This window comes from Geodermatophilus sp. SYSU D00696 (assembly GCF_054050235.1).
The window spans coordinates 23845-44986 of sequence record NZ_JBJGYY010000023.1; the positions used below are offsets into that span (position 1 = coordinate 23845).

The 21142-nt window shown below is 76.0% G+C and carries 15 protein-coding genes; 7 read left to right on the forward strand and 8 right to left on the reverse strand.

The features are described from left to right. Window positions 1-47 precede the first annotated feature (47 nt). The 4 genes from ACI79O_RS15405 to ACI79O_RS15420 form a co-directional block, all read right to left on the reverse strand. A complete protein-coding gene (locus ACI79O_RS15405; RefSeq protein WP_456890385.1) occupies window positions 48-2009 on the reverse strand; it encodes a 3-oxoacyl-ACP synthase III family protein in 1962 nt (653 codons plus the stop codon). A gap of 21 nt (window positions 2010-2030) precedes the next feature. After that, window positions 2031-7544, reverse strand: coding sequence for an ATP-binding protein (locus tag ACI79O_RS15410; protein WP_456914587.1), 5514 nt, complete (start codon window positions 7542-7544; stop codon window positions 2031-2033). A 54-nt stretch (window positions 7545-7598) separates the two neighbouring features. Continuing rightward, window positions 7599-8414: a 3-oxoacyl-ACP reductase family protein gene (locus ACI79O_RS15415; protein ID WP_456914588.1), complete on the reverse strand. Its 816-nt coding sequence runs from the start codon at window positions 8412-8414 to the stop codon at window positions 7599-7601. Window positions 8415-8611: 197 nt separating this feature from the next. Further along, window positions 8612-8860 carry a hypothetical protein gene (locus ACI79O_RS15420; RefSeq protein ID WP_456890380.1) on the reverse strand — a complete coding sequence of 83 codons (249 nt, stop codon included), beginning with the start codon at window positions 8858-8860 and terminating at the stop codon, window positions 8612-8614. A gap of 222 nt (window positions 8861-9082) precedes the next feature. On the opposite strand from ACI79O_RS15420, the gene ACI79O_RS15425 reads away from it, so the two are divergent. Beyond that, on the forward strand, window positions 9083-10027 hold the full coding sequence (locus tag ACI79O_RS15425; protein ID WP_456914589.1) for a hypothetical protein: 945 nt from the start codon (window positions 9083-9085) through the stop codon (window positions 10025-10027). A 10-nt stretch (window positions 10028-10037) separates the two neighbouring features. Here the strand turns inward: ACI79O_RS15425 and ACI79O_RS15430 are convergent, their stop codons facing one another. Genes ACI79O_RS15430 through ACI79O_RS15440 form a run of 3 tightly spaced genes read right to left on the reverse strand, consistent with a single transcriptional unit; the run spans window position 10038 to window position 12840 of the window. Then, window positions 10038-10862, reverse strand: a complete 825-nt coding sequence (locus ACI79O_RS15430) for an alpha/beta hydrolase (protein ID WP_456914590.1) — start codon at window positions 10860-10862, stop codon at window positions 10038-10040. 7 nt (window positions 10863-10869) lie between these two features. Continuing rightward, complete coding sequence (locus ACI79O_RS15435; RefSeq protein ID WP_456874747.1) at window positions 10870-11898, reverse strand: aldo/keto reductase; 1029 nt, start codon at window positions 11896-11898, stop codon at window positions 10870-10872. Between the two features lie 60 nt (window positions 11899-11958). Next, on the reverse strand, window positions 11959-12840 hold the full coding sequence (locus tag ACI79O_RS15440) for a 3-keto-5-aminohexanoate cleavage protein (protein ID WP_456890373.1): 882 nt from the start codon (window positions 12838-12840) through the stop codon (window positions 11959-11961). A 161-nt stretch (window positions 12841-13001) separates the two neighbouring features. Here ACI79O_RS15440 and ACI79O_RS15445 point away from each other — a divergent pair, with 161 nt between their 5' ends. The 3 genes from ACI79O_RS15445 to ACI79O_RS15455 all read left to right on the forward strand — a co-directional run bounded on the left by ACI79O_RS15445 (window position 13002) and on the right by ACI79O_RS15455 (window position 17095). After that, on the forward strand, window positions 13002-14384 hold the full coding sequence (locus ACI79O_RS15445; RefSeq protein ID WP_456914591.1) for a cytochrome P450: 1383 nt from the start codon (window positions 13002-13004) through the stop codon (window positions 14382-14384). Window positions 14385-14590: 206 nt separating this feature from the next. Next, the gene (locus tag ACI79O_RS15450; protein ID WP_456914592.1) at window positions 14591-16108 is read left to right on the forward strand and encodes a flavin-containing monooxygenase; all 1518 of its coding nucleotides are present in this window, start codon (window positions 14591-14593) and stop codon (window positions 16106-16108) included. Between the two features lie 51 nt (window positions 16109-16159). Then, a complete protein-coding gene (locus ACI79O_RS15455) occupies window positions 16160-17095 on the forward strand; it encodes an alpha/beta hydrolase (RefSeq protein WP_456890362.1) in 936 nt (311 codons plus the stop codon). A gap of 173 nt (window positions 17096-17268) precedes the next feature. Here ACI79O_RS15455 and ACI79O_RS15460 read toward each other — a convergent pair whose 3' ends face one another. Beyond that, window positions 17269-17754 (reverse strand): cupin domain-containing protein, encoded by a 486-nt coding sequence (locus ACI79O_RS15460; protein WP_456874752.1) that lies wholly within the window; start codon window positions 17752-17754, stop codon window positions 17269-17271. A 94-nt stretch (window positions 17755-17848) separates the two neighbouring features. Between ACI79O_RS15460 and ACI79O_RS15465 the strand changes: the two genes are divergently transcribed. The 3 genes from ACI79O_RS15465 to ACI79O_RS15475 all read left to right on the forward strand — a co-directional run bounded on the left by ACI79O_RS15465 (window position 17849) and on the right by ACI79O_RS15475 (window position 21140). Then, window positions 17849-19033, forward strand: a complete 1185-nt coding sequence (locus ACI79O_RS15465; protein WP_456890358.1) for an MFS transporter — start codon at window positions 17849-17851, stop codon at window positions 19031-19033. 492 nt (window positions 19034-19525) lie between these two features. Next, the gene (locus tag ACI79O_RS15470) at window positions 19526-19729 is read left to right on the forward strand and encodes a cold-shock protein (RefSeq protein ID WP_456874754.1); all 204 of its coding nucleotides are present in this window, start codon (window positions 19526-19528) and stop codon (window positions 19727-19729) included. 121 nt (window positions 19730-19850) lie between these two features. After that, entirely contained in the window at window positions 19851-21140 is a 1290-nt protein-coding gene (locus ACI79O_RS15475; RefSeq protein WP_456890355.1) for a D-arabinono-1,4-lactone oxidase, read from the forward strand. The last annotated feature ends 2 nt before the right edge of the window (window positions 21141-21142 follow it).

A 21142-nucleotide genomic window follows, 5' to 3' on the forward strand; every position in this document is an offset into this window, starting at 1 on the left:
GTCCCGGCCCGGTCCCGCACACCGGGCCGGGACCCCGGCGCGGGCGGTCAGCCGAACGCCTCCTGCATGCCCTCGGAGGCCGACCGGGTCTCGTCGGACGGCGGAGGGGTCGGCATGTCGGCGCCCTGCTCGTGCGGCGCCGACGGCGTCGAGACCGCGACCACCGCCGGGTCGACGCGCAGCACCGCGTACCCGGCCACGGCACCCGCGCCGAAGCCGGGCGCGAACACCCGTACCGGCTCGGTGATGACCCCGTCGCGCACGGCGTCGTGGATGGCCAGCGGGATGCTCGCCGACGACGTGTTGCCGACCTGGTCGATGTCGAAGTACAGCTGGTCGGCCGACAGCCCGGCCCGCTCGGCCAGCTGCACCACCATCGTCTTGTTCGCCTGGTGCGGCACGATCAGGTCGATCGAGTCCATGAGCGACCCGTCCCGGCCGTCGGGCGCCGGCAGCTGCTCGAGCTCCTCGATCATCTGGCCCAGGTAGCGCCCGGCGAGCGCCTTCACCTGCGGCCCGAACACGGTGATGTTGTTGTCGAACTCCGGGTTGGGCCACAGGATCGAGTTGACCTCGCTCGCCGGGCCGCTGGCGTAGGTCTTGAGCACCTCGACGTCGCCGTCGCTGCCCTCGGGCGCCGGCCCGACCACCAGGGCCGCCGCGCCGTCCCCGAAGATCATCCGCGACGTCCGGACGTTGCCGATCTTGTCCGAGAACTTCTCCGCGCAGACCACCAGCACCGGCCGCTCCACCTCCTGCAGCAGCCGGGTGGCGTCCGCGACGCCGTACGGCATGCCCGCGCACGCGGCGATCAGGTCGTAGGCCGCGTACACCTGGTGCATCCCGAGCTGGCCGCACAGGTAGGTGGCCAGCGACGGGATCAGCCGCGAGCTGGTGCACGTGCACACCAGCACCGCCCCGATCTCCTCCGGCTCCCGCCCCGCCTTCGCCAGCGCCCCCTCGGCCGCCTGCAGCGCCAGTTCCTCCAGCGGCAGCGAGCTGTAGCGGCGCGCCTCGATGCCGGTCTTGGCCGCGATCTCCGCGGCGCTCATCGGCGACCAGTTGTAGGCGGTGTTGCGGATCAGGTCCTCGTTGCTGCACACCCGGTCGCCGTGCACCGCCACCAGCGCCTCCAGCCGCGGGCGGACGGCGAACCGCGCCCGGACGTCGACCGCCGGGAACGGCCGCACCGGCGGGCGCGACTCCCGCGGCGCGGGCGCGTGCCGCGGCGGGACCCCGGCGCGCAGCCGGCGCAGGAACCCGCGCACCTCCTTGTCCCGCGGGTGGAACGCCACCACCCAGTCGTCGTCGCGGAGCGCGCCCGCCTCGGCGAGCTCCACCTGCGAGCGGTCCCAGGGGTACTGGTTGTGCAGCACCATCGCCCAGCGGTGCAGCGCCTCGAGCTCGGGCACCTCCTCGTCGCAGTCGACGATGTCGTCGTAGCTGTAGACGGGGTGGTCGGGGTCGTAGGAGGCCAGCCGGAAGGTCAGCGCGCCCGACTGCTCGAGGAACTCGCCGACCGTGGGCTTGACCGCCGGCAGCGTGGTGGCCTGGTGCCGGCGGTGGCCGTAGACGTCGAAGAGGACCCGGAAGACCCGGTCCTCCACCTCGGCGTCCCACCGCGCCGGCAGCGTCGGGTACGCCTGCTCGACGGCGGCGATCTTGGTCTCGCCGTCCTCCCACGGCCGCAGCACCGGCAGGAACACGTCGTCGCGGGTCCGGGGGACGTCGGCCCAGCGGGTGGGCCGCTTGTCGTACATCGTGATCGAGAACCGGTTGGCCCAGAACAGGTTGAGGGCGACGTCCCGCATGAGGTCGTAGCGGGTCGCGTAGGCGCCGGTGCGCACCTTGTTCAGGATCTCGGTGCCGCTGGGCGCCTTGGTCTCGAAGTCGCGGCGGATGACGCTGTCGAGCTGGTCGAGCGTCTCCAGGGTGGAGAAGTCCAGCTCGGGCATGACGTTCGAGGGGAACACCATGCGGCCGTGCCGGTTCAGGACGAAGGCGTTCACGGGAGGTCCTCCCTGTCGGGGTCAGCGGCTGACGGCGCGCTCCATCCCCCGCTCGACCGCGGCGATGAGACGCGGCCGCAGTTCGGCGGCGGGCACGATGTCGTGGACCGAGCCCACCCGGCGGGCGCGCTCGATGTCGTGGACGGCCTCGAACTCGGCGGCCACCTCGCCGAGCTTCTCCGAGCGCACGGCGCTGCGGACGGTGGCCAGCTGGGACCGCAGCTGCGCCTGCTCGACGGCGTCGGCCGCGGTGAGGGCGGCCTCCAGCTCGCGCACCCGCGGGTCGGCGGCGGTGCGCCGGTCCACCTCGCGGGAGAAGACGACGGCCGCGGCCGGCGCGCCGCCGATCACCGACGCGTAGGAGCCCTCGACGGCCAGCACCTGCATCTGCTCGTTGAGCGCCCCGGAGAAGACGACGAAGGCACCCCCGTGGTAGCGCGACACCACGCAGAACACGATCGGGCCGTCGAAGTTGGTGATGGCCCGGCCGATCTCCGCGCCGTACTCCAGCTGCAGGTTGCGCAGCGACTCCGGTGACCCGTCGAAGCCCGACAGGTTGGCCAGCACGACCAGCGGCCGGTTGCCGCTGGCGGCGTTGATGGCGCGGGCGGTCTTCGCCGACGAGCGGGGGAACAGCGTGCCCGCCGTCCACTGGTCGGGGCCGTCGGCGGGGCGGCTGCCGCGCCGCGGGATCGGCCGGGACTCCACGCCCAGCAGGCACACCGGGTGCCCGCCGAGGTGCGCGTCGAGCACGACGGCGGTGTCGGCGTCGGCCATGCCGGCCCACCGCTCGAGCACCGGGTGGTCCTGGTCGGTCACCGCCCGCATCACGGTGCGGATGTCGAAGGCCTTCTTGCGCTCCGGGTTGGCCTCGGCGGAGAAGACGTCCCCGACGGTGGTGAAGTCGCTGTCGGGGTGCCGGTGCGGGAAGGTGCGCACGTCGCGGTCGCGCGGGTCGGCGGTGCCCGCCGGCCGCGGCCACCGCTCCCCCGGCGCGCGGTAGGTGTGGTCGTAGTGCCGGGCCAGGACGTCGAGGGCGCCGGTGAGGTCGGGCGCCCAGTACTGCGCCTGCCCGTTGGGCCCCATGACCCGGTCGTAGCCGCCGATGCCGAAGTTGTCCTCCGCCGACACCCCGCCGGAGTAGTCCAGCGAGTGCTTGCCGGTCAGCACCATCGCGCTGTCCGGGGTCATGACCAGGATGCCGCGGGTGTGCATGAGCATCGTGGCCTCGGCGTTCCAGTACGGCTGGGCGCCGACGTTGATGCCGGTGACGACGACGTTGACCTCGCCGCCGGCCTGGGTGAACGTGATGATCCGGCGCAGCGCGCGCGAGACCCAGTCCATGTTCTCGGTGCCGCTGTCCATCGAGATGCGGGCGCCGGAGGACAGCGCGAACCACTCGACCGGGATGCCGCGCTCCTCGGCGAGGTCGAGCGCGGCCACGATCCGGGCGCACTCGGGCTCGGCGACCGTGCCCAGCGCGCGGGTGGGGTCGCCGAACAGGGCCACCCGGGTCATCCCCTCCGGGTAGCGCTCCGTCGGCGTGCTCACCAGCCCGACGACGACCCCCGCCCGATTCTGCCCCGGCGGGCGGTCCACCGGCACCAGCCGGCCGTCGTCGCCGAGGTCGTGCTCGACGAAGGAGCCGCCGGGGCCGGCCAGCAGGGTGCTGAGCTCGTAGGGGTACGGGGCGCCGCGGGCCCGGGCGCTGAGGACCTTCTCGGTGTAGTCGTCGAGCGGGCGCAGCGGGGTCGTCGGCCGGTCGGTGACCGCCATCCGCACCCCGGTGCCCGGGACGTTGGAGAAGCGCAGCGCCACGTCGCGCGGCGGGCGGCCGGCCTCCTCCTGCAGCCGGGCCAGCAGCACGATCTGGTCCAGGCCGGCGCCGAGGGTCAGCGGCGCCGCGGTCCGCGCGAACTCGGCGACCTCGGCCAGCGGCACCTCGATCGAGGGCCAGGCGTAGAGGTGGATGCGGTTGTGCTCGAGCGGGCGCCGGGACCGCCGCAGCGACTGGGCGCGCCGCAGCCCGTCGAGGCAGGACAGCAGCTGGCGCTCGACGGTGGGGAACCCGACGACCTCCCCGTGCTCGTCGCGCACCGGCGTCAGGTCGCGGACCTCGGCCAGGGCGATGAACCGCTCGTCGTTGGGATGGTCGCGGGCGGTGACGTGCAGCAGCACGGTGTCCTCCGGCGAGGGCACCCGCTCGGCGTCGAACGCCTCCAGCCGCCACAGGTCCAGCCGCCGGGCGGTCAGCGGGTGCAGGCCGCGCAGCAGCCGCTGCTCGGCCGGCCGGCCGTCCTCCCCCGGCCGGAAGGTCAGCGTCTCCACCTCGCCGCCGTCGGGCCCGCCGTCGGGGGTGGCGACGGTGACGGTGACCCGGCGCGCGGCGCGCAGCTCGGGGACGCCGTCGACCAGGTCGCGCACGGCGTCCGACAGCGCGTCGGCGTCGGCCGGGCGGTCGGGCCACTCCACGTAGAGGTCCACGACCGTCTGCCCCGGGTCGGCGAGCCGGGCCACCGCGCCGGCCACCGCGGCCAGCGCCTGCGGCAGCCGCGCCGCGCGGGTCATCAGCGCCAGCAGGTGCAGCCGGTCGCCGCCGAGGGCGTACTCGGCGGTGACGGAGGTGTCCCCGTCGAGCAGGGTCGACCGGACGTCCTCGAGGTTGCGGCTGCGGTAGTAGCGGCGGGTGAGGACCTCCAGCACCGGGTCGGGGACGGTCGTCGTGCGGGACAGCCGCTGGGCCAGCAGCCGGACCAGCGGCTCGGGGCTGGCGACCAGCGCCTCCATCCGCCGGATGCTCTCCGCGGTGTCCCCGCGCGCGCCGGCCTCGTCGAGTTCCTCGAGCAGCCGGGCGGCCCGGTCGAGGACCTCCTGGCGGGCCGTCCGCACGACCGGTTCCTCGAGGTGCCGGAAGCGGACGGCGCGGGCCAGGTTCCCGATCGAGGGGTGGCGCAGCTGGGTGGCCAGCACCAGCCGGTCGAGGACCTCACCGATCTCGCCGCGCGAGCGGCCGTCGGGCAGCCGGTCGGCGGTCAGCCAGCGCTCCAGCAGCGCCGAGACGGCGGGCAGCTGCTCGGCGGTGCGCTGCTGGGCCAGGAACACCCGGTGCACCGCCTCCTCCAGCGCCGGGCCCGGCTCCAGGTCGGCGACGCCGTAGTGGGCCAGCGCCCGCCGCAGCCGCGCGCGGAACGCCTCCGGCAGCCCCTCCCGCTCGGCGTCGAGGGAGTGCAGGTAGGCGTGGAAGTGCTCGCGCGGGCTGTGGACCTGGGTGTCGGCCTCCTCCTCCTCGCTGGCCGGCCGGTTGCGGGAGAGCTCGGCGAGGTCGGCGAAGGTGACCAGCACGTCGAGCTCGGCCGACAGCAGCCGGGCGTCGTCGGCGGGCAGCTCGTCGCGGGTGGCGGCGTACTCGGCGACCAGCCGCCGCGCGTGCCCGGCGCCGACGTCGAAGCCGGTGACCAGCGCCCGCAGCTCGGCCAGCAGGGACAGCGCCCGCGCGCGGGGGTCGCCCTCGGGCTTGTCGTCGCCGCCGGGCAGCGCCACCCGCTCGCCGGTGGCCTCCTCGACGTCGCCCCCGGCCCGGTCGAGCAGCAGCAGCGGCGCGCCGGCGTCGACCTGGCTGTTCACCGCCGCCCGCACCTCGCGCACCCGGCCGGCGAAGGGCGCCCGCACCGGCGTCTCCATCTTCATGCTCTCCAGCACGACCACCGGCGCGCCGGCCTCGACCTCGTCGCCGGGCGCGGCCCGGACGGCGACGACCACCGCCGGGGCCGGTGCGCGGACCACGCCGCCGACGTCGCGGCCGACCCGGTGGGTGACCCCGTCGACCTCCACCAGGGACGAGCCGGGCGCCTCGACGGCGACCACCGCGTAGCGCCGGCCCGCGGCGGCCAGCCGGGTCTCCAGCGGCCCGAGCCGGTCGACCTCGACGTCGACGACGCGGCCGTCGAGACCGACCCGGTAGCGGTCGTGGCCCACCGTGGCGACGGTGAGCCGGTACACCTGCCCGCGGACGCCGAGCTCGACGGTGCGGCCCACCTCGTGCGGTGCCCGCGGCCGGCCACCGCGCGCCGAGACCAGGAACGCGATCCGCTCGCGCTGCTCCTCGGCGACGGCGATGTCGACGGCGACCTGCACCAGCGCCACCCAGGCGTCCCCGGCGCCGCGGTCGCCGCCGACGACGCCGGCGCGGTCGAGCCAGCCGGTGTCGGCGGTGCCCTCGACCACCTCGGGGCGGTCGAGCAGGTCGAGCAGGAAGGACTTCGTCGTCGCCCCGCCGCGCAGGACGACGGTGGTCTCCCGCAGCGCGCAGCGCAGCCGGGCGAGCGCCTCGGGCCGGTCGCGGCCCCAGGCGATGACCTTGGCGATCATCGAGTCGTACTGCGGCGGGACGACGTCGCCGACGCCCAGGCCGGTGTCCACGCGGACGCCCGGGCCGGTGGGCAGCCGCAGCAGCTCCACGCGGCCGGGCGCGGGGGCGAACCCCTGCTCGGCGTCCTCGGCGGTCAGCCGCGCCTCCACCGCGTGCCCAGTGGCCGGCGGCGGCCCGCCCTCGAGCCGGCCGCCGGCGGCCACGTGCAGCTGCAGCTTCACCAGGTCCAGGCCGGTGGTCGCCTCGGTGACCGGGTGCTCGACCTGCAGCCGGGTGTTGACCTCGAGGAAGGTCGTGAGCCGCTCCTGCGGCTGGTACAGGAACTCGACGGTGCCCGCGCCGACGTAGCCGGCGGCCCGCACCAGCGCGATCGCCGACTCCCGCAGCGCGGCGTCCTGCTCGGGGGACAGCACCGGTGAGGCCGACTCCTCGATGACCTTCTGGTTGCGCCGCTGCACCGAGCAGTCGCGCACGCCGGGCGCCCAGACGGTGCCGTAGGAGTCGGCGATCACCTGCACCTCGACGTGCCGGCCGCCCTCGACCAGCCGCTCCATGAAGACGACGGGGTCGCCGAAGCTCTTCTCCGCCTCCGACCGGGTGCGCTCGAGGGCCTCGGCCAGCTCGCCGGGCGCGCGGACGACGCGGATGCCCCGGCCGCCGCCCCCGCTGCGGGCCTTGACGATGAGCGGGTAGCCGATCGCCTCGGCGTGCCGCCGGCCGTCGTCGAGGTCGGCCACGGGACCCGCGCTCCACGGCGCGACCGGCACGCCGACCCGCTCGGCGAGCACCTTGGCCTCGATCTTGGCGCCGAGCAGCCGCATCGCCTCCGGCGGCGGCCCGACGAAGGTGACGCCGAGGTCGGCGCACAGCTCGGCGAAGGCGGGGTCCTCGGCGACGAAGCCCCAGCCCACCCAGGCCGCGTCGGCACCGCTGACCCGCAGCGCCCGGCCCAGCTCGGCGTGGTCGAGGTAGGGGTTGACCGCGCCGGTGTCGGCCAGCAGCACCGCCTCGTCGGCGGCGCGCACGAAGGTGGCCCGGCGCTCGGCCTCGGTGTGCAGCGCGATCACCCGGGTCCGCGTCCCGTGCTCGGCGTCGAGCTCCCGCACCGCCCGGATGAGCCGCACGGCGGGCTCCCCACGGTTGACGACGGCGATCCGTTCGAACACGCGCGGGTACCTCTCCCTGGTCGATGGGCGCCTCCGGCCGGACGTCGGCGCCGGCTACATGTCGAGCCCGCCGTTGACGCCCCACACCTGGCCGGTGATGTAGCCGGAGGCGTCCGCGGCGAGGAAGTGCACGACGCGGGCGACCTCCTCCGGCTCGCCGAGCCGGCCCAGCGGGATCTTGGCCTTGAGGCCGTCGAGCACCTTGTCCGGCACGCTGTCGAGCATCTCGGTGGCGGTGTAGCCGGGCGTGACGGCGTTGACGGTGATGCCCAGCCCGTCGGTCTTGCCCGAGCGCTGCACCTGCATCGCGGCCTCGCGGGCCAGCGTCTTGGTCAGGCCCAGCAGCCCGGCCTTGGCCGAGGCGTAGTTGGACTGGCCGATGCCGCCGGTCTCGCCGATCACCGAGGAGATCATCACGATCCGCCCGCTGCCGCGCTCGAGCATGTGCTTGAGCGCCGCCTGGGACAGGTAGAAGGCGCCCGAGAGGTTGACGTCGATGACCCGACGCCAGTCGTCGTCGGTCATCTTCAGCACCGTCCGGTCGGCGGTGATGCCGGCGTTGTTGACCAGGATGTCGAGCCGGCCGTGCCGCTCGATCACCTCGGCCACGGTGCGCCGGCAGTCCTCGGGGCTGGCGATGTCGCCGCGGTGCACGCTCATCCGGCTCTCGGGATAGGCGCCGGTGAAGTCCTGGGCGAACATCTCGGCCCGCTCGGTGTTGCCGCTGTAGCCGGCCGCGACGTCGGCGCCCTGGGCGGCGAGGCTGCGGCAGATGGCCGCGCCGATGCCGCGGGTGCCGCCGGTCACGAAGGCCACGCGGCCGGAGAGCTTGTCACCGGTCCTGCTGGTACGGGTCTGGGTCGCTGTCACCGGCTCCTCCTGGGGCTCGGGCGCGTGCGCCTCGTTCCTGGACCGGAACCCGGGTGGATGACGGCGCCACCTGCTCCGGCATCGGATGCGGGCAGCATCCTGCGCGGCGGGCGGCAGGGCAAGCGCAGGCCAGACAAGAGCACGCAGACAAGAGCACGGGAGGGCGTGCGCACGGCGTGAACGCCGGGCGTGGCGGGTCACTCCCCGGCGGTCGCCCTCCCGGGCTCGACGGTGCCGGACGGCGGCGCGGTGGCACCGGCCGAGCGCGCGTCGAGCCAGGCCTGCCAGTCCGACCGGTCGCTGCCGCCGGCCCGGACCGACGCCACCACGAGGAACAGCACCGCGACGGCGCCGAGCAGCAGCACCCCGGTGACGATGCCCTCCCAGCCGAACAGCAGCGGGACGGTCATGTCGCCGGGTGCCGGCGGGGTCGCGTCGGACGCCATGCCCCCAGCGTGCGCGCCCGCGCCCGCCTCCGTCGCCCCGGCGCCGGTCCTGTCACCCGCCGGGGCGACGTCACGCAGCAGAGGCGCCCGCCGGCCCGGTCGCCCCATCGGGCGTCCCGGCGACGCCCACGGGTGACGACCGTCCCGGTCCCGGGTGCCGGCCCGTTCCGCCGGTCATAGCGTCCCGGACCCCGGGACCGGCCCGCGGGGAGAGGCGGGAGCATGAGCGCGGAGCTGCAGATCGACCACGGGGTCCCCCCGGCCGGCACGCCACGGCTCGACGGCCGCCGCCCCAACGTCTCCGGTGACCTGCCCACCGTCCTCGCCGCCGGCCCGATGTTCACCCGCACCCTGGCCGGCTACGACCGCTTCCAGGTCGACACCTACGTCCGGTGGGCCGAGGACGAGCTCGCCGCCGCCGGCCGGGAGCACGAGCACCTGCTGGCCCGGCACCTGGAGACCGTGGCCGCGCTCGAGGAGGCCCGGGCGCTGCTGTCGCACTCGTCCTCCGGCGCGGAGCTGGTCCGGGTCTCCGGCCGGATCGCCGCGCTGCTCGCCGTCGCGGCCGACGAGGCGGAGGGCATCCGCGCCGAGGGCCGGGCCGAGCGGCAGGCCGCCGCCGCCGAGGCCGAGCAGGTCCTCGCCTGCGCCCGCGGGGTGCTCGCCGACGCCGCCGTCGAGGCCGACCGGGTGCTCGCGGTGGCGGCCGCCCGCGCCGGGGAGACCGCCGCCGAGGCCGCGCGGGTGCTGGCGGAGGCCGAGCAGGAGCGCGCGGACGCCCGCGCGGCCGCCGCGGCCCGGGAGGCCGCGGCGCGGGAGGTCGAGCGGCGCGCGGCCGAGGACGCCGAGGCGGTCCGCCGGCAGGCCGCCGACGACGCGGCCGCCGCGCGGCTGCAGGCGCGCAGCGAGATCGTCGGGATGCTCGCGACCGCGCGCGAGCAGCGCCGGCGGGCCGACGCCGAGGCGGCCACCGTCCGCGACCGGCTGCACCGGGAGGCCGTGGCGCTGCGCGCGGAGGTCGCCGACCTGGAGCTGCGGCGGGCCGCGCTCCGGGCGGAGACCGCACCGGCCGACCCGGTCGCCGGGCCCGCCCGCCGGCGCCGCGTCCGGCCCGGCCGGTTCCTGCACCGGCTCCGCGCGCGGCCGGCGTCCCCGCGGGCGCACTGACCGGCGCCGGTCAGTCCGCGGCGGCCGGGCCCGCGAGCTCCACGACGGCGGCGACGAGGGCCTGCCCGTCGAGCAGGACGGCGTCGTTGTGGTCGGCGCCGGGCACCTCCACCAGCCGGTGCAGCCCGGCGGCGGCCTCGGCCACCCGCCGGCTCTGCGCCGGCGGCACGATCGTGTCGGCGTCGCCGAGGACCACCGTCGTGGGCACCCGCAGCCGGGCCACCTGCTGCGCGACCGGGTACCGGTCGCGCAGCAGCAGCCGGACGGGCAGGAACGGGTAGTGGTGGCCGCCGACGGCGGCGAGGTCGACGAACGGCGAGCGCAGCAGCAGCCCGGCCGGCGGGTGCTCGAGCGCCAGCGCGGTGACCACCCCGCAGCCCAGGCTCTCGCCGTAGTAGACCAGCCGCTCCTGCGCGACCCCCGCCTCCTCGAGCAGCCAGTCGCGCGCGGCGCGGACGTCGAGGGCGAGCCCCTCCTCGCTGGGGCTGCCCGGGTTGCCGCCGTAGCCCCGGTAGTCGAACAGCAGCACGCCGAGTCCCGCTCCGGACAGCGCCCGGGCCAGCGGCGCGCGCAGGCCCCGGTGCCCGCCGTTGCCGTTGGCCACCAGCACGACCGGCGCGCCGGGAGCCGGGCCGGGGACGAACCACGCCCCCAGGTCCAGCCCGTCCGCGGTCCGGAGCGTGACGTCGCGGCCGCCGGGGACGGCCTCGGCCGCGGCGGGCACCGGGCCGTCGTCGGGCAGGTACACGAGGCGGCGCTGGAAGGCCCACAGCAGGCCCAGCACGAGGGCGGCCACGACGAGGACGACCAGCGCCGCGCGCAGCACCGGACGCACCGGGCGGTCAGCCGGACAGCGAGCGGCTGCGCTGCTCGATCCCCAGCTCGCCGTAGGGGTAGTCGGGCGCGCCCGGGTCGCTGACGGCGTCGAGCCGCGCGGTCTCCTCGACCGACAGCACCAGGCCCGCGGCGCCCAGGTTGCCGCGCAGCTGGTCGGTGGTGCGCGCCCCGAGGATCACCGAGCTGACGGCGGGACGGGCGAGCAGCCAGGCCAGCGCCACCTGCGGCATGGGCACGCCGCGCGCCTCGGCGACGTCCTGCACCGCCTCGAGCACGTCCCAGGTGCGGTCCCGCGCGCCGACCCGGTCGTAGGCCTCCATGCCGCGGGCGGGGTCCTCGCCGAGCCGGGTGGTGCCCTCCGGTCGCTGGTCGCGGGTGTACTTGCCCGACAGCCAGCCCCCGGCGAGCGGCCCCCACGGCAGCAGGCCCAGGCCGTTGTACAGGCATGCGGGCACGATCTCGGCCTCGGTGCCGCGCACCAGCAGGCTGTAGTTGGGCTGCAGCGTGACCGGGACGGCGAGGCGGTCGCGCTCGGCGACGTCGACGGCCCGCTGCACCTGCCAGCCGGTGAAATTCGACAACCCCGGGTAGCCGACCTTCCCGGCCGACACCGCGTCGTCGAGGAACCGCAGCGACTCCTCCAGCGGCGTCAGCGGGTCCCACGCGTGCAGCTGGTAGAGGTCGACGTGGTCGACCCCGAGCCGGCGCAGCGAGTCGTCCAGCGCCCGCCGCAGGTGCCGGCGCGAGCTGCCCAGCGCGTTGGGCTCGTTCCCCATCGGGAAGCGGCCCTTGGTCGCGAGGACCACGCGGTCGCGGACGTCGGCCGGGCGGGCGGCCAACCAGCGCCCGACGATCTCCTCCGCCGCGCCGGCGGAGTAGACGTCGGCGGTGTCGACCAGCGTGCCGCCCGCCTCGACGAAGACGTCGAGCTGCTCGTGCGCGCCGGACTCGTCGGTCTCGGCGCCGAAGGTCATCGTGCCCAGGCACAGGGCCGACACGGCACAGCCGCTGCGGCCGAGGGTGCGCATCTCCATGGGCACAGTCGGCCACACCGGTCCGCGCGCCGCCCGTCGACGCCGCGACGGCCACGGCGGTCAGCGCCGGCCGGCCCCCGTGGCCGCGCGCACCTCCGCCGCCGACGCCGGACGGGCGCCGGCCGCCTCCACCGACCGGCGGGCCTCGGCCACGAGCCCGGCGTTGCCGCGGGTGCAGCCCAGCGGCGCGTCCTCCAGGCCCACCCGCACGTGTCCGCCGCGCGACACCGCCTCCTCCCGCAGCCCGGCCAGCTCGACGCCGAGCCCGGCCACCAACCAGGTCGCGCCCGGGTCGCACTCGCCGAGCAGGCGGAGGTGGGCGTCCAGCGCCCACCCGGCCGGCGGGAGGCCGAAGGTGGAGCCGGTCGAGAACGTGGAGCGGTACACCGGGCGCGGCGACGCCGGCGCCCGGGCCGCCAGCAGCGACCCGAGGCCGGTGAAGCCGGGCTCGTAGACCGCGAAGCTCGGCACCAGCCGGTGCTCGGCGCACACCGCGAGGCCCGCCCGGACGTCGGCGGGCGCGTTGGCGTGGACCATCCCGTCGCCGCCGTCGGCCAGCTCGGCGACGGTCGCCAGCACCACCGAGCCGGGGTCGACGACGGCCCACTCGACCAGCCCGGCGCGGGCCAGCCGGTCGACCACGGCGTACCGGGCCCGGCCCTCCACGGGCGTCGCCGACGGGCCCACCGCCATCGGCACGGTCGGGTAGACGACGACGTCGCGGCGGCTGCTGATCGCCTCGACCACCGGCGCGTAGAGGTCGTAGGCCTCCCGCGGGCGGCCGGCGTCGTCGTAGGCGTGCAGGTGCACCACCGCCGCGCCCTCGTCGGCGCAGGCCACGGCCTCCTCGACCAGCTGCGCCCGCGTCACCGGCATCAGCGGCTGCCGCTGCCGGGTCCAGGCGCCGTTGAGCGCGACCTCGATCCACACGCTCCGGCCCATCCCCGCCCCTCCCTGTCGGGGTCCTCCCCCACGCCGGCCGGCGGGTTCGGGGGCGTCCCCCGATGGTCTCCGCACCCCGGCGTCACCAGGCTGGCAGAGCCGGACGGGACGAGAGGTCACCTCCCGTCCGGTCCATCTCCCCGGAGCCGGACGGAGGCGCCATGACCGCTCCCGAGTGCAGCGTCGCCACCCTCCCCCGGCCGGCCGGTCCCGATCCCGCCGGCGGCCCGCCGCGCGACCGGGTGCCCGGCGGGCGGGGCCCGGCGACCCGGCTGCGGGCCTGGCTCGGGCGGCTGCTGGCGCGGCGGGCCGCCCGTCGCATGGTGCGCGGGCAGCTGGACCTCTCCCGGCTGCGGGCCCTGCCGGAGGCCGCGACGGTGCCGCTGCGGCGGGCCGGCACCGAGCCGGACCCGCGGCTCGCGCAGCTGCGCGCGAGCGGGCCGCTGCACCGGCTCGACCTGCCCTTCGAGCCGTCGGTCCACCTGGTCACCGGCGCCGCGGAGGCCCGCGCGGTGCTCGCCGACCGCGACGGGTTCAGCACCGACGTGCGGCACCTGTTCAGCGGCACCGGGCCGGCCACGGCCGACGACGTCGGCGGGCTGGGCTTCACCGACCCGCCGGACCACACGCGGCTGCGCGGCCTGGTCGCCCCCGAGTTCACCCGGGCCCGCCTGCAGCGGCTGGCGCCCACCGTGGAGGCGACCGTGGCCCGGCAGCTCGACGTCCTCGCCGCGGCCGGCTCGCCGGCCGACCTCGCCCGGCACGTGTCCGCACCGGTGCCGATGCGCACCATCTGCGACCTGCTGGGGCTGGCGGGCGCCGACCAGGAGCTGCTCACCCGGCTGGGCGCCCGCCGGTTCGACGCCACGCGCGGGACCGCCGGGGCATTCGGCGCGGTCTCCGCTCAACGCCGGCTGCTCGCCGACGTGGTGGCCGCCCAGCGCCGCGCGCCGGGCGACGGGCTGATCGGCCGCGTCCTGCGCACGCACGGCGACGCGGTGTCCGACACCGACCTCGTCGGGCTCGCCGACGGCATCGTCACCGGCGGCCACGAGACGACGGCGGCGATGATCTCGCTGGGCACGCTGGTCCTGCTGCGCGACCCCGTCGCGGCCGCGGTGGTGCGCGAGGGGTCGCCGGCCGACGTCGAGCACGCGGTCGACGAGCTGCTGCGGCTGCTGTCGGTGGTGCAGGTCGCCTTCCCCCGCTTCGCCCGGCACGACCGGGAGCTGTTCGGGCAGCACCTGCGGGCCGGCGACGTCGTGCTCGTCTCGCTCAGCGGCGCCAACCGCGACCCGGCCTGGACCGGGCCGGACCCCGACCGGGTGGACCCCGGCCGCTCCCCGCGCGGCGGGCACGTCGCCTTCGGCCACGGGATCCACCGCTGCGTCGGCGCCGAGCTCGCCCGGCTGGAGCTGCGCACCGTCCTGCCCGCGCTGTTCCGCCGCTTCCCCGACCTCGCGCTCGCGGTCCCCCCGGAACAGCTGGCCTTCCGGCGGCTGGCCTTCGTCCACGGCGTCGACGCGCTGCCCGTGACCTTCTGAATCCCGAGGAGGACCGACCGTGCCCCGACCCTCCGCCCGCACCGACGATCCGGCCTCCGTCGTCGCCGCCCGCCAGCTCGCCGAGGAGGCCCGGCGCCGGTCGGCCCGCCTCCGGCCCGGCCGCCCACCGGCCGGGCGGGTCGCCGGGCGGTGGCCCGGACGGGTAGTTTCCGTGACCTGCGCCACACCGCGAGAGGGAGGTCTCCATGACCACGACGACCGGGACGGCGACCCTCGAGGCCCCACAGCCCACTGATGAGGACGTCGAGCACGTCGACGTCCTCATCGTGGGCGCCGGGGTCTCGGGGATCGGGGCGGCGCACCACCTGCGGGAACGGTTCCCCGACCGGTCGTTCGTGCTCCTCGACGCGCAGGAGACCCGGGGCGGGACCTGGTGGACCCACCGCTACCCCGGCGTCCGCTCCGACAGCGACCTGTTCACCTACGGCTACCGGCACAAGCCGTGGCGCGGCCCGTCGATCGCCGCCGGCGAGGAGATCCTGGCCTACCTCGACGAGGTCATCGCCGAGGACGACCTCGCCCCGCGGATCCGCTACCGACACCGGGTCACGGCCGCCTCCTGGTCGAGCGAGGACGCCCGGTGGACCGTGGAGGTCAGCCGCGAGGACACCGGCGAGCAGCTGCGGATGACCACCGACTGGCTGTGGATGTGCCAGGGCTACTACAACCACGCCGAGCCCTACCGGCCGCAGTGGGAGGGCATGGACCGCTACCAGGGCCTGCTCGTCCACCCGCAGTCCTGGCCCGAGGACCTCGACCTCACCGGCAAGCGCGTCGTCGTCATCGGGTCCGGGTCGACGGCCGCGACGCTGATCCCCGCCATCGCCCAGGACGCGGCGCACGTGACGATGCTGCAGCGCTCCCCCTCCTACTTCCTGGCGCCGCCGCTGACCCACGAGCTCGCCGTGACCCTGCGCGCGCTCGACATCCCGGAGGACTGGACGCACGAGATCCTCCGCCGGGCCTACGCCGCCCAGTTCAACGAGCTGGCGCGGCTGTCGCACGAGGCGCCCGACGACCTGCACACCTTCCTGATCGAGTCGATGAGGCCGCTGCTGCCCGAGGGGTTCGACGTCGAGAAGCACTTCACGCCGCGGTACCGGCCGTGGCAGCAGCGCATCGCGATCGTCCCCGAGGGCGACCTGTTCGCGGCGCTCAGGGAGGGGAAGGCCTCGATCGTCACCGACACCATCGACACCTTCACCGAGAAGGGCATCCGGACCGGCTCGGGCGAGGAGCTCGAGGCCGACGTCGTCGTCACCGCCACCGGCTTCAACCTCTCGGCGTTCGGCGACGTCTCCTTCACGGTGGACGGTGAGCCGGTGGCCTTCCCGGAGCGGGTCACCTGGCGCGGCCTGATGATCAGCGGCGTGCCCAACATGGCCTACGTCTTCGGCTACTTCCGGCACAGCTGGACGCTGCGCGTGGACCTCGTCTGCGACCTGGTCGACCGGCTCTTCACGCGCATGCAAGAGCAGGGCGCCCGGTCGGTGGTGCCCGAGCTGCGGCCGGAGGACGCCGGCATGCAGCTCAAGCCGTGGTCGGACCCGGAGAACTTCAACCCCGGCTACGTCCTGCGCTCGCAGCACGTGCTCTTCAAGCAGGGCGACCGGGAACCGTGGACCCACATGCTCGAGCACGCGCAGGAGGCCGAGCTCCTGCCGAAGGCCGACCTCGACGACGGCTCCCTCGTCTACCGCTGAGCCCTCGCCCACCGCCGAGCCGACCCGACCCGACAACCGAGGAGGACACCTGTGCCGGTCGACCCGCACCTCGCCGCCCTGCTGGGCATGCTCGAGCAGATGGGCGCACCACCCCTCTACGAGGGCACGCCCGAGGCCGGTCGCGCCTACTACCTGTCGCTGACCCGCGACGTCCGCGCGCCCGAGCACGTCGTGCCCGTCCGCAGCACCGAGGACGTCACCGTCCCCGGCGCCGAGGGCGAGCTGCGCGCCCGGGTCTACCGCCCCGAGGAGGACGGCCCGCTGCCCACGGTCGTGTTCTTCCACGGCGGCGGCTGGGTGATCGGCGACCTCGACACCCACGACAACATGGTCCGCAACGTCTGCCGCGGGGCGCGGGCCGTGGTCGTCGCCGTCGACTACCGGCTGGCACCCGAGCACCCGTTCCCCGCCGCTGCGGAGGACGCCGTGGCCGCGGCACGGTGGCTGGCCCAGCACCTCGACGAGTTCGGCGGCGACGGGCGCCTGGCGGTGGCCGGCGACAGCGCGGGCGGGAACCTGGCCGCGGTGGTCGCCCAGACGCTGCGCGACGACGGCGTGCCGATGGTGGGCCAGCTGCTCGTCTACCCGGCCGTGGACGCGGAGGGCGAGTACCCGTCGCGCGTGGACAACGCCAAGGGGTACTTCCTCGAGAAGGACACGATGGACTGGTTCTACGGCCACTACGCCGGGGCCTGGGAGGACGCGAGGGACGCGCGCCTCTCGCCGCTGCACCACGGCGACCTGTCCGGCCTGCCACCGGCCGTCGTCGTCACCGCGGAGTACGACCCGCTGCGCGACGAGGGCGAGGCCTACGGGAAGGCGCTGGAGGCCGCGGGCGTGCACGCCGACGTGCTCCGCTACGACGGCATGATCCACGGCTTCTTCGACATGGGGACCGTCTCGCCGGCCGCGCAGGCCGCCATCGACGAGAGCTGCGCGCGGTTCGGGGAGCTCATCCGGCGCTGAGGACCGGTGGCCACGGCCCCGCCCGTGCAGGTGTGCGGTGCGGGCGGGCCGGGCGCCGTCAGGGCCGAGCGCGCAGTTGCTGCCACCCGACACGGCGTGTCGGCGCGTGTCGTCGACCGCAACCGATCACTCGGCACACGCCGGACCGCCCCCGCCGCGCCACCCGGCCGCCGTCACACCCAGTAGGTGTCGTGGCGGAGCATGAACTCCGCCCGCTCCTCCGGCGTCATCCGCTCCCCGCGGGCCAGCGTCCGGAAGTACTCCTCGCGCGGTCCGCCCGGCGCGAACAGCAGCAGCATCGAGGCCCGGTCGCCGCCGCGGAAGCCGTGGATCCCGCCCTCGGGGACGTAGAGGAAGTCGCCCTCCCCCGCGGTGGTCCAGGTGCGGCCGTCGTAGATCTCCACCGAGCCCGACAGCACGTAGAACTGCTCGGAGATCGACCGGTGGAAGTGCGGCCCGGGGCCGGAGGCCTCCTCGCCGAAGGTCCACCGGTAGAGGCCGAAGCGCCCCGCGGTCTGGTCGGCGGTGGCGAGGAACTCGCAGGTCACCCCGGTGGCGGAGACGGTGTCCGGGGGCCGGTCGGCCGGCCGCAGCCAGGCGCTGGCCTCCCCCGTGGTGCCGCGGTAGAGGTCGGGCGGGTAGTGCCGGTGCAGGGACACGGGCGCGCCCTCCTTCCGTCGCCCGCCCATCCTGGCAGCGACCCGGCATCGGGGAGGAGGTCGCGGGGTCGGCGGGGGCGGTAGCGTCCGCCGGGTGCCGGACGCCGCAACGGAGCGGGTCGCGTCGCAGCGGGTCCTGCGGCGACGCCTCGACGCGCTCACCCTCGGGCTGTTCACCGTCGCCCTGGGCACGAACGTCCCCACCCCGCTGCTGCTGGTCTACCGCCGCACCCTGGGCCTGTCCGACGCCGACCTCACCGCCGTCTTCGGCTGCTACGCGATCGGCTTGATCGCCGCGCTCACCGTGGCCGGCGCGGCCTCGGACCGCTTCGGCCGCCGGGCGCTGGTGCTGCCCTTCGCGGTGCTCGCCGGGCTGGTCTCGCTGCTGTTCGTCCCCGCCGTCGACCACCTGCCGCTGCTCTACGCGGGCCGGCTGTTGCAGGGCGTCGTCTCGGGCGTGGTGTTCTCCGTCGCCAACGCCTGGCTGCAGGAGCTCGCCGGTCCCGACGGGCAGCAGTCGGCGGCCACCCGCGGGGCGGTGTCGACGTCGCTGGGGTTCGCCATCGCCCCGGCGATGAGCGGGCTGCTCGCGCAGTACGGCCCCGCGCCGACGACGCTGCCCTACCTGGTGCACGTCGCCGTCCTCGTCGTCGGCCTCGGGGCGCTGCTGACCGTGCCGGAGACGGTGCTGGTCCGGCGCCCGGGCCGGCTGATGACCCTGGGGCTGCCCCCGGAGGCGCGGCGGCCGTTCTGGGCGGTGCTCGCGCCGACCGCGGTCGGGGTGTTCGCCTTCCCCGCGGTCGCGGCCACCCTGCTGCCGCTGCTGGTGGTCCCCGACGGTGTCGGGGTGGCCTACGCCGGGCTGGTCGGCGGGCTCGCCCTGGGCGCCAGCGCGGTCGCCGCGCGGCTCGGGCGCCGGTTCGAGCGCGGCGCCGCGCCGCTGGGCATGGCGCTGGGCGCGGCCGGCGTCGCCCTGGCGGTGGCGGCCATCGTCACTCGCTCGGAGCCGCTGCTGGTCCCCGCGTCGGTGCTCATGGGCACCTGCGGCGGGCTGTGCCTCACCGCCGGCCTGACCCTCACCGCCCGGCTCGCGCCGCCGCACACCCGCGGGGCGATGAACAGCGCCTTCTACGCCTTCGCCTACGTCGGGTTCGGCGCGCCGCTGCTGATCGCCTGGGTCGGCTCGCTGCTGGGCCCGGTCGCGGCCATGTCGGCGTTCGTGGCGGTGCCGGCCGCGCTCGCCGCCTGGCTGTGGTTCGAGCTGCGCACCCGCCGCTGAGCCGCCCGCCCCGGCACCGGGACGGCGACGTCGCCGCCGCGGGCGGGTAGCGTCCCCCTGGACCGGAGGGGGTCCCATCACCACACACCGCGGACGCTGCGCCGACGCCCACCTCGGGTGTCCCTGCCGGGGCGACGCGGCGGTCCACGCCGAGCGGTCCCGCGAGCTCGACGCGGCGCGGGCCCGGTCCGGCGAGCCGGTCGACTGCCCCGAGTGCGGCGAGCCCACCACCCACCTGTCCCTCGTGGCGTGGGGCCACTGCCGCGCCTGCCGCACGGCGCAGTCCCGGCTGGTGGACCCGCTCCGCTGGTGACACCCCCACCCGGCCGGGAGCCGGTACAGTCGCGGTCGGTCGCTGTCGTACCTCTGCCTCGTTCCCGAACGTCCGCAGTCGTCTCTGCCTGACGTTCCCTCTCGGTCCTGCCGGTCGGTGCGGCGACCCGGGACGGCACCTGCCGGGCCCGACACCCCCAGCACGGAGGAGAGAACGACATGACCCAGGGCACTGTGAAGTGGTTCAACGCGGAGAAGGGCTTCGGCTTCATCGAGCAGGACGGCGGCGGTCCCGACGTCTTCTGCCACTTCTCGGCGATCAGCGGCACCGGCTACCGGTCGCTGGACGAGGCGCAGCGCGTCGAGTTCGACGTCACCCAGGGCCAGAAGGGCCCGCAGGCGGAGAACGTCCGCGCGGTCTGACCGGCTCCAGCACGACGGGTGGACCCCCACGGCCCCGGGCCGTGGGGGTCCACCCGTCCCGGGGGCGCCCGCCGGTGTTGGATGGACGGCGGGAACGTCGACGAGAGGGCCGCGGACGGACATGCAGCAGCACGCACCGGCCCGATCCGGCCCGGCGGGGACGAACTGGGCCGGCAACCTGACCTACCGGGCCGCGCGGCTGCACCGGCCCACGTCGGTCGCCGAGGTGCAGGACGTCGTCGCGCGCAGCCGGCGGGTCAAGGCCCTGGGCTCCCGGCACTGCTTCAACGACATCGCCGACACCGACGCCGACCTGGTGTCCCTCGACGGGCTGCCCGCGGACGTCCGGTTCGACCCGCCCGACGGGGACGCCCCGGGCGTGGCCTGGGTCGCCGGCGGCGTCCAGTACGGGCAGCTGCTGCCCGAGCTGGCGCGGCACGGGTACGCCCTGCACAACCTGGCCTCGCTCCCCCACATCACCGTCGCCGGCGCCACCGCCACCGGCACGCACGGCTCGGGCAACCGCAACGGCTCGCTGGCCACGTCCGTCGTCGGCCTCGACCTCGTGCGGTCCGACGGCGAGCTGGTCCGCCTCCGGCACGGGGACCCCGACCTCCCCGGCGCCGTCGTCCACCTGGGCGCGCTGGGCGTCGTCACCGGGGTCGGGCTGCGCGTGCAGCCGACCTTCTCGGTGCGCAACAACGTCTACCTCGGGCTCACGTGGGAGCGGCTGCTGGCCGACCTCGACGCGGTGGCCGACGCCGCCTACAGCGTCAGCGTGTTCACGGACTGGCACGAGATCACCCAGGTGTGGGTGAAGTCGCGCGTCGACGAGCTGGAGGTCGCGCCCGAGGAGTTCCTCGGCGCCCGCTCGGCCACCGAGCCGACGCACATGCTCCCCGGCACGCCGGTCGAGAACCTCACCGAGCAGCTCGGCGTCCCCGGTGAGTGGCACGAGCGGCTCCCCCACTTCCGGGTCGGGTTCACGCCCAGCCGGGGCGAGGAGCTGCAGAGCGAGTACTTCGTGCCGCGGCGGCACGCCGGCGCGGCGGTCGGGGCGCTGCGCGCGCTGGCCGGCCGGATCGCACCGCTGCTGATGGTCAGCGAGATCCGCACCGTCGCCGCCGACGAGCTGTGGCTCAGCCCCGCGTACGGCACCGACGTGCTGGCGCTGCACTTCACCTGGCTGCCCGACGAGGCCGCCGTGCGGGCGCTCCTCCCGGAGATCGAGGAGGCGCTGCGCCCGTTCGACCCCCGTCCGCACTGGGGCAAGCTGTTCACCACCGGCGCCGCGGAGCTCGCGGAGCGCTACCCGCGGCTCGGCGACTTCCGCGCCCTCGTGCGGCGCCTCGACCCGCGCGGCGCGTTCCGCAACGACTTCCTCGACCGGACCGTCGGCGCGCACGTGTGAGA

Excerpts from the sequence above, each read along its gene's own strand:
- ACI79O_RS15420 (WP_456890380.1), bottom strand. The coding sequence starts at position 8,860 with ATGGCGTCCGACGCGACCCCGCCGGCACCCGGCGACATGACCGTCCCG.
- ACI79O_RS15425 (WP_456914589.1), top strand. The coding sequence starts at position 9,083 with ATGAGCGCGGAGCTGCAGATCGACCACGGGGTCCCCCCGGCCGGCACG.
- ACI79O_RS15435 (WP_456874747.1), bottom strand. The coding sequence starts at position 11,898 with ATGGAGATGCGCACCCTCGGCCGCAGCGGCTGTGCCGTGTCGGCCCTG.
- ACI79O_RS15440 (WP_456890373.1), bottom strand. The coding sequence starts at position 12,840 with ATGGGCCGGAGCGTGTGGATCGAGGTCGCGCTCAACGGCGCCTGGACC.
- ACI79O_RS15445 (WP_456914591.1), top strand. The coding sequence starts at position 13,002 with ATGACCGCTCCCGAGTGCAGCGTCGCCACCCTCCCCCGGCCGGCCGGT.
- ACI79O_RS15450 (WP_456914592.1), top strand. The coding sequence starts at position 14,591 with ATGACCACGACGACCGGGACGGCGACCCTCGAGGCCCCACAGCCCACT.
- ACI79O_RS15470 (WP_456874754.1), top strand. The coding sequence starts at position 19,526 with ATGACCCAGGGCACTGTGAAGTGGTTCAACGCGGAGAAGGGCTTCGGC.
- ACI79O_RS15475 (WP_456890355.1), top strand. The coding sequence starts at position 19,851 with ATGCAGCAGCACGCACCGGCCCGATCCGGCCCGGCGGGGACGAACTGG.